The sequence below is a fragment of the Methylobacterium terricola genome, from assembly GCF_006151805.1.
Lineage (GTDB): Bacteria > Pseudomonadota > Alphaproteobacteria > Rhizobiales > Beijerinckiaceae > Methylobacterium > Methylobacterium terricola.
Map to the genome: position 1 here is coordinate 11,318 of NZ_VDDA01000036.1, position 13,976 is coordinate 25,293.

5 protein-coding genes and 1 tRNA gene are annotated in these 13,976 nt (G+C 72.3%); 1 reads left to right on the forward strand and 5 read right to left on the reverse strand.

Translation table 11 applies throughout. The annotated features are described in order from the left end of the window. Window positions 1-126: 126 nt before the first annotated feature. The 5 genes from FF100_RS32555 to FF100_RS32575 form a co-directional block, all read right to left on the reverse strand. Window positions 127-1,497, reverse strand: coding sequence for an aminotransferase class I/II-fold pyridoxal phosphate-dependent enzyme (locus FF100_RS32555; RefSeq protein ID WP_139040184.1), 1,371 nt, complete (start codon window positions 1,495-1,497; stop codon window positions 127-129). Next, window positions 1,494-8,954 (reverse strand): type I polyketide synthase, encoded by a 7,461-nt coding sequence (locus FF100_RS32560; protein ID WP_139040185.1) that lies wholly within the window; start codon window positions 8,952-8,954, stop codon window positions 1,494-1,496. Before FF100_RS32560 ends, FF100_RS32555 begins: the two co-directional genes overlap by 4 nt. A 382-nt stretch (window positions 8,955-9,336) precedes the next feature. After that, a complete protein-coding gene (locus FF100_RS32565; protein ID WP_048426071.1) occupies window positions 9,337-9,573 on the reverse strand; it encodes an Lrp/AsnC ligand binding domain-containing protein in 237 nt (78 codons plus the stop codon). Between the two features lie 110 nt (window positions 9,574-9,683). Then, window positions 9,684-10,988: a UDP-glucose dehydrogenase family protein gene (locus tag FF100_RS32570; RefSeq protein WP_139040186.1), complete on the reverse strand. Its 1,305-nt coding sequence runs from the start codon at window positions 10,986-10,988 to the stop codon at window positions 9,684-9,686. A 254-nt stretch (window positions 10,989-11,242) separates the two neighbouring features. Then, window positions 11,243-13,390, reverse strand: a complete 2,148-nt coding sequence (locus tag FF100_RS32575; protein ID WP_171070425.1) for a glycosyltransferase family 2 protein — start codon at window positions 13,388-13,390, stop codon at window positions 11,243-11,245. A gap of 400 nt (window positions 13,391-13,790) precedes the next feature. Here FF100_RS32575 and FF100_RS32580 point away from each other — a divergent pair. Then, window positions 13,791-13,865 (forward strand) — tRNA-Val (locus FF100_RS32580). Window positions 13,866-13,976: the final 111 nt, after the last annotated feature.

Genomic DNA, 13,976 nt, shown 5'->3' on the forward strand with positions numbered 1-13,976 from the left:
CTGTGAAGGCACAGGGAGACGCGCTGACCTTGCCAGATCCTGCCGCCATCCCGGAGCCGCACAGCGGAACCCGGGATGGCAGGGCGGGTGTCGGACGGTGGAGGGCCGATCCCGGGACCCCGCGCGTCACGCCCTCCGCGACATCAGCCGCTCGACCAGCGAGCCGCCCTGGTTCAGCTCCTCGAGTTCGTCGGCCAACACCGTCACGGTCTCGCGGATCTGCTCGGGCGTGTGCTCGGAGGTGATGAAGAAGCGCAGGCGCGACGAGCGCTCCGGCACCGCCGGGTGGATGATCGGCTGCACGTTGATGCCGCGCTTGAACAGCCGGTCGGACAGGGTGACGGCCTTGAGCGAGTCGCCGAGGATCACCGGGACCACGGCGAGGCCGAGGCTGGTGCCGGTGTCGAGGCCGCGCTCGCGGGCGGTGGCGAGGAACAGGGCGCCGTTGCGGCGCAGCCGCGCCACCCGCTCGGGCTCGCGGCGCATGAGCGCCAGCGACGCGGTGGCGGCGGCGGCGAGCGGCGGCGACAGGCCGACCGAGTAGACGAAGCCGCCGGCGGTGCATTTCAGCAGCTCGATCAGAGCACCGGCGCCCGCGACGTAGCCGCCGCAGGAGGACAGCGTCTTCGACAGCGTGCCCATCCAGATGTCGACGCTGCCCGGGGGCACGTCGCAATGCTCGTGCAGGCCGTGGCCGTCCTTGCCGAGCACGCCGAGGCCGTGGGCGTCGTCGACCATCAGCCAGGCGCCGTAACGCTCCTTGAGGGCGACGAACCCGGCGAGGTCGGGGGCGTCCCCGTCCATGCTGTAGAGGCCCTCGATCACGATCAGCGCCCGGCGATGCTCGTGGCGCGTCGCGTGCAGCAGCGATTCGAGGGCCTGGAGGTCGTTATGGGCGAAGCTGCGGCGCTGGGCGCCCGAGAGCTGCGCCCCCGTGACCACGGAATTGTGGATCAGGGCGTCGTGATAGATCACGTCGCCGGGCTCCAGCAGGGCCGCGATGGTCGCCACGTTGGTGGCGTGGCCGCTCACCATCACGACGCAGGCCTCGGTGCCGTAATGCGCCGCGATCGCCTTCTCGAGCACGAGGTGGCCCGGGCGCTCGCCGGCGACGATCCGGCTCGCCGAGGACGAGGTGCCGTAGACGGCGAGCGCCTCTTGCGCCGCCGCGTTCACCTCCGGATGGCCGTTGAGCCCGAGATAGTCGTAGGAGGAGAAGTTGGTGAAGGCGCGGCCGTCGATCCGCGTCGTCGCGCCGGCCTTGGCGTCATGGACGCGGAAGAACGGGTTGCCGAGGCCGATCAGGTCGGCGGCGGAGCGCTGGAGCTTCAGCTCCTTGTAGGCCGGCAGGCTGTCGAAGCTCTGCGCCTGGGCCAGCGCCGGCTTGGGCTCCGGCCGGACCGGAGCGGGACGGACGGGAGCCTTGCCGAGGCGGGCGGCGACGAAGCCCGCCAGGGCCTCGCGCCCGCCCGCGCCGTGGGAGGATCCGCTGCTCATGAGGTGATGACCTTGATGTCCTGGCTGTTCTGCTCGACGAGAACCTGGAGGGATTGCAGCGCCTCGGCATCGACCGCCTCGACACCGCCATGGCGCTGCGACAGGCTCAGGACCGCCGCCGCGCCCTCGTCGACCGGGGCCGCCACCGACTGGATCAGGGTGTCGGCGAGTTCGGTCACGGTCTGGCCGCTCGACACGCCGGAGGGCGGCGCGTCGAGGCCGAAGCGCTCCTGCAGGCTCGCGCCGAGCTCGACGCCCATCAGCGAATCGAGGCCGATCTCCGAGAGCTGACGCACCCGGCTGATGTCGTCCTTCGGCAGGCGCAGGATCCGGGCGATGTCCTCGACGATGGCATCCGCCACCGTCTTGCGGACATCGTCGAGGTCATGGGCGCGCAAGAGGCCCGGGATGCTGATCGCGACCTGGCCGCCGGCCTCCGCCTGCTGCTCCGAGCCGAGGCTGGCGTAGCTGGGCGAGCGCAGGGTCGCGAGGCGCTCGCGCGCCTTGCCCCAGTGCATCGCCGCGATGGCGATCACCGCATCGTCGGACGCCGCGCCCTGCACGCCCAGCGCCTCGGCCATCAGGTCGAGGGACTTGCGGGCATCGACCGGGGTCACGCCGACGCGGCCGGCCAGGGTCTCCATCACCGCCTTGTTGCGGGCGAGGACGCCGACATCGCCGATCGCGCCCCAGGCCACCGCCAGGGCCGGCAGGCCGAGGCGGCGGCGCTGGCGGGCCAGGCCCTCCATGAAGCCGTTGGCGGCGACGTAGGAGCCCTGGCCCGGATTGCCGATGAAGGTCGTGGCCGAGGAGAACAGCACGAAGTAGTCGAGCGCCCGGTCGCGGGTCAGCGCGTCGAGATGGCCGGCGCCGATCACCTTGGGGGCGATCACCGCCTCGAGGGCGGCCGGATCGAGGTTCGCGATCAGGCCGTCCTGCAGCACCATCGCGCCGTGGATGATGCCGGCGAGCTTCACTCCTTTGGCCTCGACCCGCTCCAGCAGGCGCTGGACCGAGGCGCGGTCGGTGATGTCGCAGGATTCCACCTGCACCGCGACGCCGCGGGCCTTGAGGTCGGCGATGGTCGAGAGCGCCGCCTCGCCGGACGGCGCCTTGCGGCCGACGAGCGCGATGTGGCGCGCGCCCCGGTCGGCGAGCCAGCGCGCCGCCTCGATGCCGAAGCCGCCGAGGCCCCCGGTGACGAGGTGGACGCGGTCGGGCGCCACCACGAAGGGCTTCGTCGTCTCGGCCGGGATCGTGCCGGCCTTCGGCGGCGCGATCACGATCTTCCCGACGTGACCCGATTGCTGCATCAGCCGGAAGGCGTCCGAGACCTCCTCGGCCGCGAAGGGCTGGTAGGGCAGCGCCTTCAGGCTGCCGTCGGTGAACAGCGCCATCACCTCGCGGAACAGCCGCTTGCCCTCGTCCGGCTGGAACTGGAGCAGCTGGTCGAGGTCGACGCCGAAATACGACAGGTTCCGGCGAAACGGCCGCAGGCCGATATGGGTGTTGGCGACGTAGTCGCGCTTGCCCAGCTCGACGAAGCGCCCGAAGGGCTTCAGCGCGTTGAGGCTGCGCTCCATCGCCTCGCCGAACAGGCTGTTGAGCACCACGTCGACGCCGTCGCCGGTGATGCGGCGGATGTCGTCGACGAAGGCGAGCGAGCGCGAATCGAGCACGTGCTCGGCGCCGAGCGCCTTGACCAGCGCCCGCTTCTCGTTCGAGCCCGCCGTGGCGATGACCCGGGCGCCGCGCATCCGGGCGATCTGGAGCGCCGCGAGGCCGACGCCGCCGGCGCCGCCATGGACCAGCACCCACTCGCCGGCCTTGAGGCGGGCGAGCGTCACCAGGCCGTAGAAGGCGGTGAGGAACGCCACCGGCGTGGTGGCGGCGGCCTCCGACGACAGCCCCTCGGGCGCGGCCGCGACGACCATCTCGGGCACGACGATGTGGGTGGAGAAGCCCGACTGGGCGAAGGCCACCACCCGGTCGCCGGGCTTGAAGGCGGTCACGCCCGCCCCCACCGCGGCGACGCGGCCGGCGCATTCGAGGCCGAGCCGCGGGCCGGCGAAGCCGTCCTCGAGGATCTCCTCGGGCAGCATCGACAGGGCCCAGAGCACGTCGCGGAAGTTGAGGCCGGTGGCCTCGACCGCGATCTCGAGCTGACCGGGGCCGGGCGCGACGCGCTCGGCCGGGCCCCAATGCATCTCGTTGAGGCCGCCGGTCGTGCTGCGCTCGAGCCGCGCGGCCGGGGCCGCCGGGCCGGAGCGCCGGGCCGGACGGGCCCCCTGCGAGAAGCGGACGACGCGGGTGGCGTCGTCGTCGACCACGATCTCGGTCTCCGGCGTACCGGACAGGATCAGGTCGCGCAGGCGCTCGGCGGCGCGCTTCGAGGCGATCGCCGTCGACAGGTCGATGCGGCGCACGTCGAGATTCGCGACCTCGTTGGCGAGCGTCCGGGTGAACGCCCAGACACCGGCCTCGACGCTGCCGGCGAGCCCGCCGCGGTCGCGGGTGGCGCTGGGGCAGACGACCCAGAGCCGGGTCTGGCGGCTGCCGAGATGCTCGACGCAGCGCTTGAGCCCGAGGCAGCGCTCGCGCAGCCGCTCGGCCGGGTCGCCGCCGCGGTTGAAGGCGCCGGCGAGGTAGACCACCGTGTCGGGCGTCTCGCGCTCGAGTTCGCGCAGGGACGATTCGGAATCGAGGATGATCGAGACGTGGACCCCGCCCGCCACCAGCAGGGTGGCCAGCGACGAGGCGGTCTCGGCCGCGAACTCGTCCTCGGAACCGATCACGAAGGCGAAGGTCTGGCCCGTGGCGGCCTTCGGCCGGGGCGGGGCCTCGGCCAGCAGCAGGAGGTCGTTGCCGTTGCGCGTGACGGCGCGGTCCGCCGCGACCTTGACGAGGCCGACGGCGCTCAACGCGCGCTGCCAAGCCGCCACGTCGTCGAGGCGCCCGACCGGCACGTCGCCGATGGTCTCGAACCAGCCCGCGGTGAGACCGAACACCATGTCGCGGAACAAGGAGGCGCCGGGCTCGACCGCCGCGAACAGGCCGCCGGCCGCGAGGCTCGACGCCAGGGGGCTGAGGAGGTCGCGGGAGGCGCGGTGGAGCACGTCGCTCGCCAGCACCGCGTCGAAGGCGGCGTGGCCGAGCGCCGCCGGATCCTCGACGATCGTGACGCCGGCGGGCAGGGCGAGGCGGGCGCGCTCGGCGAGGCGGCGATCGGCCTCGAACACCGTCAGGCGCGCCTCGTGCAGCCCCGCGAAGGTCGCGACCTGCGCCGAGAGCGGCCCGAACCCGACCTGGAGCAGGCGCAGGGCCCGGTCGCGGGGGAGCGACGCGGCGCTGTCGCTGAGCAGCCGCATCACCGCGTCGGCCGAGGCCCGTACGGTGGCGCCGCGCAGCGAGAAGGCGTCGAGCGCCGCCTGCGGCAGGGACGGAGCCTCGGCGAGCGAGCCGGCGAGGACCCGCGCCACCACGGCACCGAGATCGGCGCAGAGCAAGAGCTCCGCCGATAGCTCCGGGTGGTCCGCCGCGATCCAGCGCATGATCTCGTCGGGCGCGGGCAGCGTCACGTCGGCGCGCAGGCGCCAGCGCCCGTCGCCCGCAGCGTCGGCGAGGCCGCTGACCTCGAGGGCCAGGAGCTGGTTGGTCAGCCAGGGGCGAAGCGCCGCCGGCAGCCGGCGCGAGGCCGCGACGTCGACGACGCCGCCGACCGCGAGGCCGCGGGCGAGCCGGTCGGCGAGCGAGGTCGCCCAGCCTTCGAGCAGCATGTGGCCGGCCCCGAGGGCCGCCTCACCCTTGCCTGGTTCGGTCTTGGCCGTGACCGCGCCGGCCTGCCGGCGGACCAGGGCCGCGATGGCCGGCTGCGGCTCGAGGGCGACCGCCGTCGGCTCGGTGGCGAGCTCGGTGAATTGCCGGATCGCGAAGGCGTCGAGGTCGTTGCCCGCCTTCATCCGCAGGGCCTGGAACCGGCCCTCGCGCAAGGTGGCGACCACCTCGCCGGCTTCGTCCACCAGGGTGAAGTCGGCCAGGATGCTGCGCTCGTTGCAGCGCCGGGTGCGGATCACCGCCCGGGCGATCGCCGCGCCGGGGCGCACCAGCCGGATCTCGCCGAAGCGGATCGGCACGTAGGCCCGGCTCGCCGCCTCGCCGAGAAGGTCGGCGAAGAGCAGGATCAGGCCGTGGAAGCAGGAATCGAGGCGCGCCGGCACCACGCCGTAGCGGGCATGGGCCTCGGCGGGCACGAGGTCGGAGACGATGGTGGCGTCGTCGAGCCGGGCCGAGCGGGCGACCTGGCGGAAGCTCGGGCCGAAGCCGAGGCCCGAGGCCTTGGCGCGGGCGTAGAGCGCCTCGCCTTCGACCGTCGTCTCGGAGGGCAGGGAGGCGGCGTCGCGGCCGGTGAGGCGCGCCGGCGGCGGCGTCTCGCCCTCGACCAGCTTGGCGACGGCGTGAAGTTGCCACGGCGCCTGGCTGAGGCGCGGGCGGGACAGGATCTGCACCAGGTTGGCGCCCGGGGAGAACCGGGACAACACCTCGCGCACCGCGTCCTCGGCGAAGACCATCGGCTGCTGGATCTCGAGATCCGCCAGCGTCACGGAGTCCGAGCGCACGATCTCGCGGCCGACCGCCAGCGCCATCTCGGCGAAGCCGGCGCCGGGCAGGATCGCCTGGCCGTCGATGCGGTGATCGTCGAGCTCGGGCACCGTCGCGACGTCGAGATGGGCCAGCCATTCCAGCCCGTCCGGACCCTGGCGGGTGCCGATCAGCGGGTGGTAGGGCCGGGCGCTCGCCGGGTTCATCGCCTCGGTGGTCTCCGGCAGGCGAAAGACCTTGCGCTGCCAGGGGTAGTGCGGCAGCGCCACCCTGCCGGCCGGGTCGGCGCCGAAGGCGAGGTCCTCGTCGACCGCCGCACCGGCGGCGAGCGCCGCCGCGAGGGCGCGCCGGAACGGATCTGCCGAGAGCGCCTTCTTGGGCAGCACGCCGACGGTGGCGCCGTCGAGGCCGAGCGGCTCGAGGCAGTCGCCGACATGCGGCAGCAGGGTCGGGCGGGGCCCCACCTCGACGAAGACCCGGGCCCCGGCCTGCGCCGCCGCCTGGATCGCCGCGCTGAACCGCACCGGCTCGCGGATGTTGCGCCACCAGTAGCCGGCGTCGAAGGCGCGGCCGTCGAGCACGTCGCCGGTCACCGTCGAGGCGAGCGGCACCGTGCCGGAGGAGGGCGCGAGCCCGGCGAGGTCGCGCCGCAGCGGCGCCTCGATCGGGTTCATCAGCCGGCCGTGGAAGGCGTAGTCGAGGTCGAGCTTGCGGCCGCGGCGGCGCTTGCGCGCCAGCGCCTTCATGGCCGCGTCGATCGCCGCCACCGGGCCCGCCACCGTCACGGCCTTCGGGCTGTTGTAGGCGGCGATGTCGAGCTCGGGGAAGTCGGCGAGGAAGGCCTGCACCTCCTCGATCGGCGCAAGCAGCACCGCCATGGTGCCGAGCCCGCGGGTCGCCTCCTGGTGCTTCGAGCGGTAGAAGATGACCTTGACGGCCTGCTCGAGGGTCAGGATGCCGGCGGCTTCCGCCGCGCCGATCTCGCCGACCGAGTGGCCGACGATCGCCGTGGGCGCGAGGCCGATCGCCCGCAGGGCCGCGGTCGAGGCGGCCTCGATGGCGAAGATCAGCGGCTGCGACACGCTGGTGAGGGCGAGCCGCTCCTCCAGGTCGTCGGCGTGCAGGGCCTCCTTCAGCGACCAGCCGGCGAGCGGCCGGAACAGGGCGTCGGCTTCGTCGAAGCGGGCGCGGAAGACCGAGTTGAGGGCATAGGCGTCCCGGCCCATCCCGGCCCATTGGCTGCCATTGCCCGAATACACGAAGGCGACGCCGCCGGCGCGCTCGACCGCGGTGGCGACTGCGGCCGCCGGGATGTCCTCGCCCTCGGCGAGGCCGCGCAGCACCTCGACGACGGCGCCGGAATCCAGGTCCTTCAGCGGGATCGCGGCGCGGACCGGCAGGCGCTCGCGGCGATGCGCCGCCGCGGCGGCGACGCGGGCGATCTCGGCCGCGTCCGCCCCGTCGAGGCGGGCGGCGTAGTCCTGGGCGAGGTCGGCGAGCGCCGCCTTGGTCTGGGCCGAGACCAGCAGAACTTCCGGAGCCGGCGCCGCCGACGGGGCGGCGACCGCGACGGGCACCGGGTCGGTCAGGATGACGTGGGCGTTGGTGCCGCCGAAACCGAACGAGTTGACGCCGGCGAAGCGCTCCTTGCCCGTGCGGGGCAGGGGCTTCAGCGCGCGGTTGACCGCGAGGTTCAGCTCGTCGAACGGGATCGCCGGGTTGAGCTCGGCGCTGTGCAGCGAGGGCGGCAGCAGGTCGTGCTCGAGCGCCAGGCTCGCCTTGAGCAGGCCGGCGAGGCCGGAGACCGGCTCGGTATGGCCGATATTGGTCTTGATCGAGCCGATCGGAAGGGGCGTGGCGCGGCCGCGGCCGAGCTTGCCGCCGATCGCGCCGGCCTCAATCGGATCACCGACGGGAGTGCCGGTGCCGTGCGCCTCGACGAAGGCGATGGAGTCGAGGGCGACTCCGGCCTCACGGTAGATCTCGTCGAGGAGCGCGCCTTGAGCGTAGCCCGAAGGCAGCGAGATGCCGGTGGTGCGCCCGTCGGAATTGACCTTCGAGGCGGCGATGACGCCGCGCACGGTCGACCCGTTGCGGGCGGCCGCCTGCGCCGATTGCAGCACCAGGACGACGCCGCCCTCGGCGCGCACGTAGCCGTCGGCGCTGGCCGAGAAGGCCTGGCACAGGCCCGTTCGCGACAGCATCGAGGCGTTCGAGAACGACACGAAGTTGAACGGGCTGACCAGCAGGTTGACGCCCGCCACCACCGCCGTGTCGATCCGCCCCGAGGCGATCGCCGCCACCGCGGCGTCGAGGGCGACGAGGGACGACGAGCAGGCGGTATCGAGGGTGAAGCTCGGCCCCTTCAGGTCGAAGATGTAGGAGATGCGGTTCGACAGGATCGACAGCGTGTTGCCGGTCGCCGCGTAGGCGTCGCCGGACGCCGAGTCGAGCACCCGCAGGTTGCCGTAATCGAGCGAGGAGGCGCCCACGAACACGCCGATCGGGCTGCCGGCGACCGCCGACGGCCGCAGGCCCGCGCTCTCCAGCGCCTCCCAGGTCAGCTCCAGCAGCAGGCGCTGCTGCGGGTCCATCTGCTCGGCCTCGCGGGGCGAGATGCCGAACACCGACGGATCGAACGACCAGGGATCGTCGATGACGCCGGCGGCCCAGGTGTAGCTCTTGCCCCGCTCCTGCGCCCGGGGATGCCCCATGCGCTCGAGGGACCACCGGTCCTCCGGGATGCGCGAGACGGCGCACCGTCCCTCGATGAGCATCTGCCACAGGCTGTCGACGCCCGAGGCGCCCGGAAGCCGGCAGGCCCGACCGATGATCGCGATGTCAGGACGCTGTGTCACGTTCGATTCGCTGCACGCTCTTTTACGGAGGACCGGACACGGCGGCGCCGCACCCGGGCAATTCACCCTAACCCATAGTATGAGGCCCGCATCGCGCCAACCCCGGACGGGCACCCCCAGCCCCGGATAGGCAAGACATGGCCCACCTGTGACATGCCTTCATCAGTCGAAGTCCTGCCGCCTATCCCGGCGAAACCGGTGAGAAACGACCTAAGATTGTCAACCGATCAACATGCGCGGTGCGGCATACGATAAGGTTAAGTTTGATCGCGGTCCCGGCTGGGCCGGAGCGCGCCGTCAACGTTAGACCCGAGAAATCGGGTCGCAATGGGGCAGGGCGCCGAATCACCCGCCCCATCGCGCCCCGGCTAGGGGCAGATCGTCAGAAGGCCTTGAAGGTGATGATGGTGCGGGTATCCTGGATATCCGCGATCGTCTGCACGTGCTCGGCCACGAAATGCCCGATATCCACCCCGTCATCGACGTGGAACTTGGCGAGCACGTCGTAATGCCCAGCCGTCGAATAGATCTCGGAGGCGATCTCGCGGTCGGCCAAGGCGCTCGCCACGGTATAGGTCTTGCCCAGGCGGCACTTGATCTCGACGAAGAAGGTCTGCATCGGCTCTCTCCTGGCGGCTTACGCGATTCGTTTTTATAAGAATTCAAAACGGTGGCCGCGCACTCCGCAGGAGCGGCTGCCACGGCCCCGAAACCGCATCTCGGCACCGGTCAGGGACGCCCGACGCTGGCGTAGACGAATCCCTGCTTGCGGACGTCTTCCGGCCGGTAGACGTTGCGCAAGTCGACGAGCACCGGATCGGCCATGGCGGCGCGCAGGCGCTTGAGGTCGAGGGCCCGGAACGCGTCCCACTCGGTCACGATCACGAGAGCGTGCGCCCCTTCGGCGCAGGCGTAAGGGTCGGCGGCGTAATCGACCCCGGTCAGGTGGGCGCGGGACTGCTCCACCCCTTCCGGGTCGTAGGCCACCACCCGGGCGCCGGCATCCTGCAGCCCGGCGATGATCGCCAGGGACGGCGCCTCGCGCATGTCGTCGGTGTTCGGCTTGAAGGTCAGCCCGAGCACCGCGATCCGCTTCCCCCGCACGCTCCCGCCGCAGGCCGCCACCACCTTGCGGGCCATGGCGCGCTTGCGGCTGTCGTTGACCGCCACCACCGTCTCGACGAGCCGCACCGGCGATCCGGCATCCTGCGCCGTCTTGACCAGGGCCAGGGTGTCCTTCGGAAAGCACGAGCCGCCGTAGCCGGGACCGGCATGCAGGAACTTGCGGCCGATGCGGTTGTCGAGCCCGATGCCGCGGGCGACCTCCTGCACGTCGGCGCCGACCTGCTCGCAGAGGTCGGCGATCTCGTTGATGAACGTGATCTTGGTCGCCAGGAAGGCGTTGGCCGCGTACTTGGTCAGCTCGGCGGTGCGCCGGCTCGTCACCAGCACCGGCGCGTGGTTGAGGTAGAGCGGGCGGTAGAGCTCGCTCACCACCGCGGCGGCCTGGGGGTCGTCGGCCCCGATGACGATGCGGTCGGGGCGCTTGAAGTCGGCGATCGCCGCGCCCTCGCGCAGGAATTCCGGGTTCGAGGCGACCGCGATCGCGAGGTCGGGCCGCGCCTCGCGGACGATGCGCTCGACCTCGTCGCCGGTGCCGACCGGCACCGTGGACTTGGTGACGACGACCGTCGGCCCGGTGACCGCGGCGGCGATGTCGCGCGCCGCCTGGTAGACGTAGGAGAGGTCGGCGAAGCCGTCGCCGCGGCGGGACGGCGTGCCGACCGCGATGAACACCGCATCGGCGCCGGCGACCGCCTGGCGGAGGTCGGTGGTGAAGGCGAGGCGGCTCTGGCGCACGTTCTCGGCCACCAGCGCGTCGAGGCCGGGCTCGTAGATCGGGATGCGGCCGTCCCTCAGGGCGGCGATCTTCTCCGGCGCGGTGTCGACGCACACGACGGTGTGGCCGAAATCGGCGAAGCAGGCTCCGGAGACCAGGCCGACATAGCCCGCCCCCACCATCGCAACGCGCATCTCACGTCCTCTCGGCAGCGGCGCGGCCCGGCGCCCGGCGGCACCGCTGTAGCGTTGCGGTGCAAAACGAGCAACGGTTGCGCCGGCCCCGACACGAGGCGAGCCTGCGGCGGAGCGGTCGTACGACGTCCGATCGATCGCCCGGCGATGGCCGTCGCCATGCGGATTTCGGCGTCGCTGGAGCGTGTGGAGCACGGCTCCACCGTCGCGGGCTGGCGATACGGCTTTCCGGACGGGATCCGTCGGACGCCGTGTCACCAGAGCCGGAACAGCGCCTTCGCCCGGGCGAGGTTCGGGTTGTAATAGGGATCGTTGCGCAGCTCCGGCCCCCAGCGCTCGGTCATGGTGGCGACCTCGGCCTCGAAGCGGGCGCGCTTCTCGGGCGTGTCCTCCTTGCCGCGACTCTTCGATTCGTGGTGCGTCAGGGCCGCGTGCGGGGTCCAGATCACGCTGTAGCCGGCCTTGCGCACCCGCAGGCAGAGGTCGATGTCGTTGAAGGCGACCGCGAGGGCCTCCGCGTCGAAGCGGCCCACCGCCTCGAACACCTCCCGGCGCACCATCAGGCAGGCGCCGGTCACCGCCGAGACCTCCTGCGAGATCACCATGCGGCCGAAATAGCCCGGGTCGTCCGGCCCGATATCCGGGTGGCTGTGGCCGGCGACGCCGCCGACGCCCAGCACCACGCCGCCATGCTGGAGCGTGCCGTCCGGATAGGACAGCTTGGCGCCGACGGCGCCCACCGCCGGCTCGACCGCGATCGAGGCCATCTCGGCGAGCCAGCCGGGCTCCACGATCTCGATGTCGTTGTTGAGGAACAGCAGCAGCGGCCCGCTCGCCGCCGCCGCGCCGTCGTTCGACAACCCGGAGAAGTTGAACGGGCCGGGGCGCGCCAGCACCCGCACCCGCGGATCGGCGGCGGCGGATGCGAGCAGCTCCTTGGCCGCGGGCTCGGTGCTGCCGTTATCAACCACCACGACCTCGATGTCGGGATAAGCGGTGCGGTCGAGGAGGCCGTCGAGGACGACGCGCAGCAATTCGGCCCGGTCCTTGGTCGGGATGACGACGGAGACGCGCGGGGCCGGATCGGGCAGGGCGCGCACCAGCCGGTTGAAGCCCAGCGGGCCGCGCTCGACCCGATGCGGCCAGCCGCGCCGCGCCACCAGTTCCTCGAGCGCCCGCAGGCGCGCCGCCTCGGCCCGCGCCAGGAAGGTGTCCGAGAAGGTCCCGGAGCCGATCGCGGTGCGCCAATGATAGAGAATCACCGGCAGGTGCCGGACGCGGGCCGGGTCGAGCCGGTCGCTCAGGCGCAGGAGCAGGTCGTGGTCCTGGCTGCCCTCGAAGCCGGGACGCAAGGCCCCCACCGCCTCGACCAGGCTGCGGCGCACCACCGTCAGGTGGTTGAGGTAGTTCTGGCCGTAGAGGAGTTCCGGGTTCCAGTCGCCCTTGAAGTGCGGCTCGAAGCGCCGGCCCTCGGCGTCGATCTTGTCCTCGTCGCTGTAGATCAGGTCGAGGTCCGGCTCGCGCCGGATCGCCTTCGCCACCTCGTAGAGGGCGTGGGCCGGCAGCACGTCGTCGTGGTCCATGAACGCCACGTAGGTGCCGCGGGCGAGCGCCAGCGCGGTGTTGGTGGCGACCGCGATATGGCCGTTCTCGGGCCTCCGCTCGACCCGGATGCGGGGATCCTCGGCCGCGGCCCGGGCGAGCAGGCGCGGCACCGCCGGATCGGTCGAGGCGTCGTCGGCGATGCACAGCTCCCAATGCGGGTAGAGCTGATCGCGGACCGAGCGCAGGGCCTCCTCCAGGACCGTCGGACCCGGATCGTAGACCGGCATCACCACGGAGATCAGGGGCGGGTCGCGCCACTGCGCCACCTCCCCACTGATGCGGGCGCGGTCGGCCTCGCCCAACGTGTCGAAGTGGCGGACCCAGGTGTCGTAACCGGTGAGCCCCGGCGGCACGAGGGCGCGGGCGAGCCGGTGCTGCGAGCGCACCCGCTTGCCGACCGCGCGCCAGAACAGCGCCTGGGCGGTGAGCACCGGCCGGCGCAGGGCCGCCCGGCCGACAAGGGCGGCACGGCTGCGCACGCGGACGGTGAACTCGTCGATGCTCAGGGCCGGCTCGCCGAGCATCGGCGTGAGCGTCAAGGCCGTGGTGCCGGCGGGCAGCCGCCCGAGCCAGGTGAAGCGCCCGTGGCCGAAGGCGCGCTCCGACAGGCTGGTGCCCTGGGGGCCGTCCGGCCCGGCCCCGATCGCCGTCAGTTCGACCCGGCTGAAGGCGCCGTGATTCTCGTCCTTGAAGGCGATGGAGACCCAAAGCCCGCCGAGCCCGAGATCCGCCACGTCGAGGCTGAGGGCCTCGGCCCCGAATTCGAGCCGGATGCGGGCGAAGTCCCGCGCGACCACGCGCCCGCGCCCGAGGCGGAGCGAGGCGCGCAAGGGCGTGGGGGGGACGGGGCTGTCGGGCAGGGGAGCACCGGGACGGGACGCGGCGGGAGAAGGGGTCTGGGCTGTCACCGGTCCTCGCGCCTCACGATGTCGCCGGGCCGGCGACCGGCGCCGACAGGCGCCGCATCTTCAATGAAATCAATATCTTAGATTGCATCTTGTGAGCCGACGTGTAGCAGGGGGGCGGAGTGGCTGGCAAGGGTCGGCTGATAGGTCGGTCCATCCCCGCGCCTGCGGGGCACCGGGTGCCTGTCGCGGGTCGGCCGGCAAAACTGCGTTGGCGCAGGAACCGGCTTGTCACTCGCCGCAACTGCCTCTATACGCCCTCTCACACCGGCGCCGCGCCACGCGGCACCGAGGGCGCGTAGCTCAGCGGGAGAGCACTACGTTGACATCGTAGGGGTCACAGGTTCGATCCCTGTCGCGCCCACCATCACCGCTCCGGATGTCAGGGGTTTCCCCAGCGGAGCGGCACCGGATCGAAGGATCCGGACGACATGAAGACCAGGACACCCTCTATGGCGAGGGTCGTCGACCGACATCC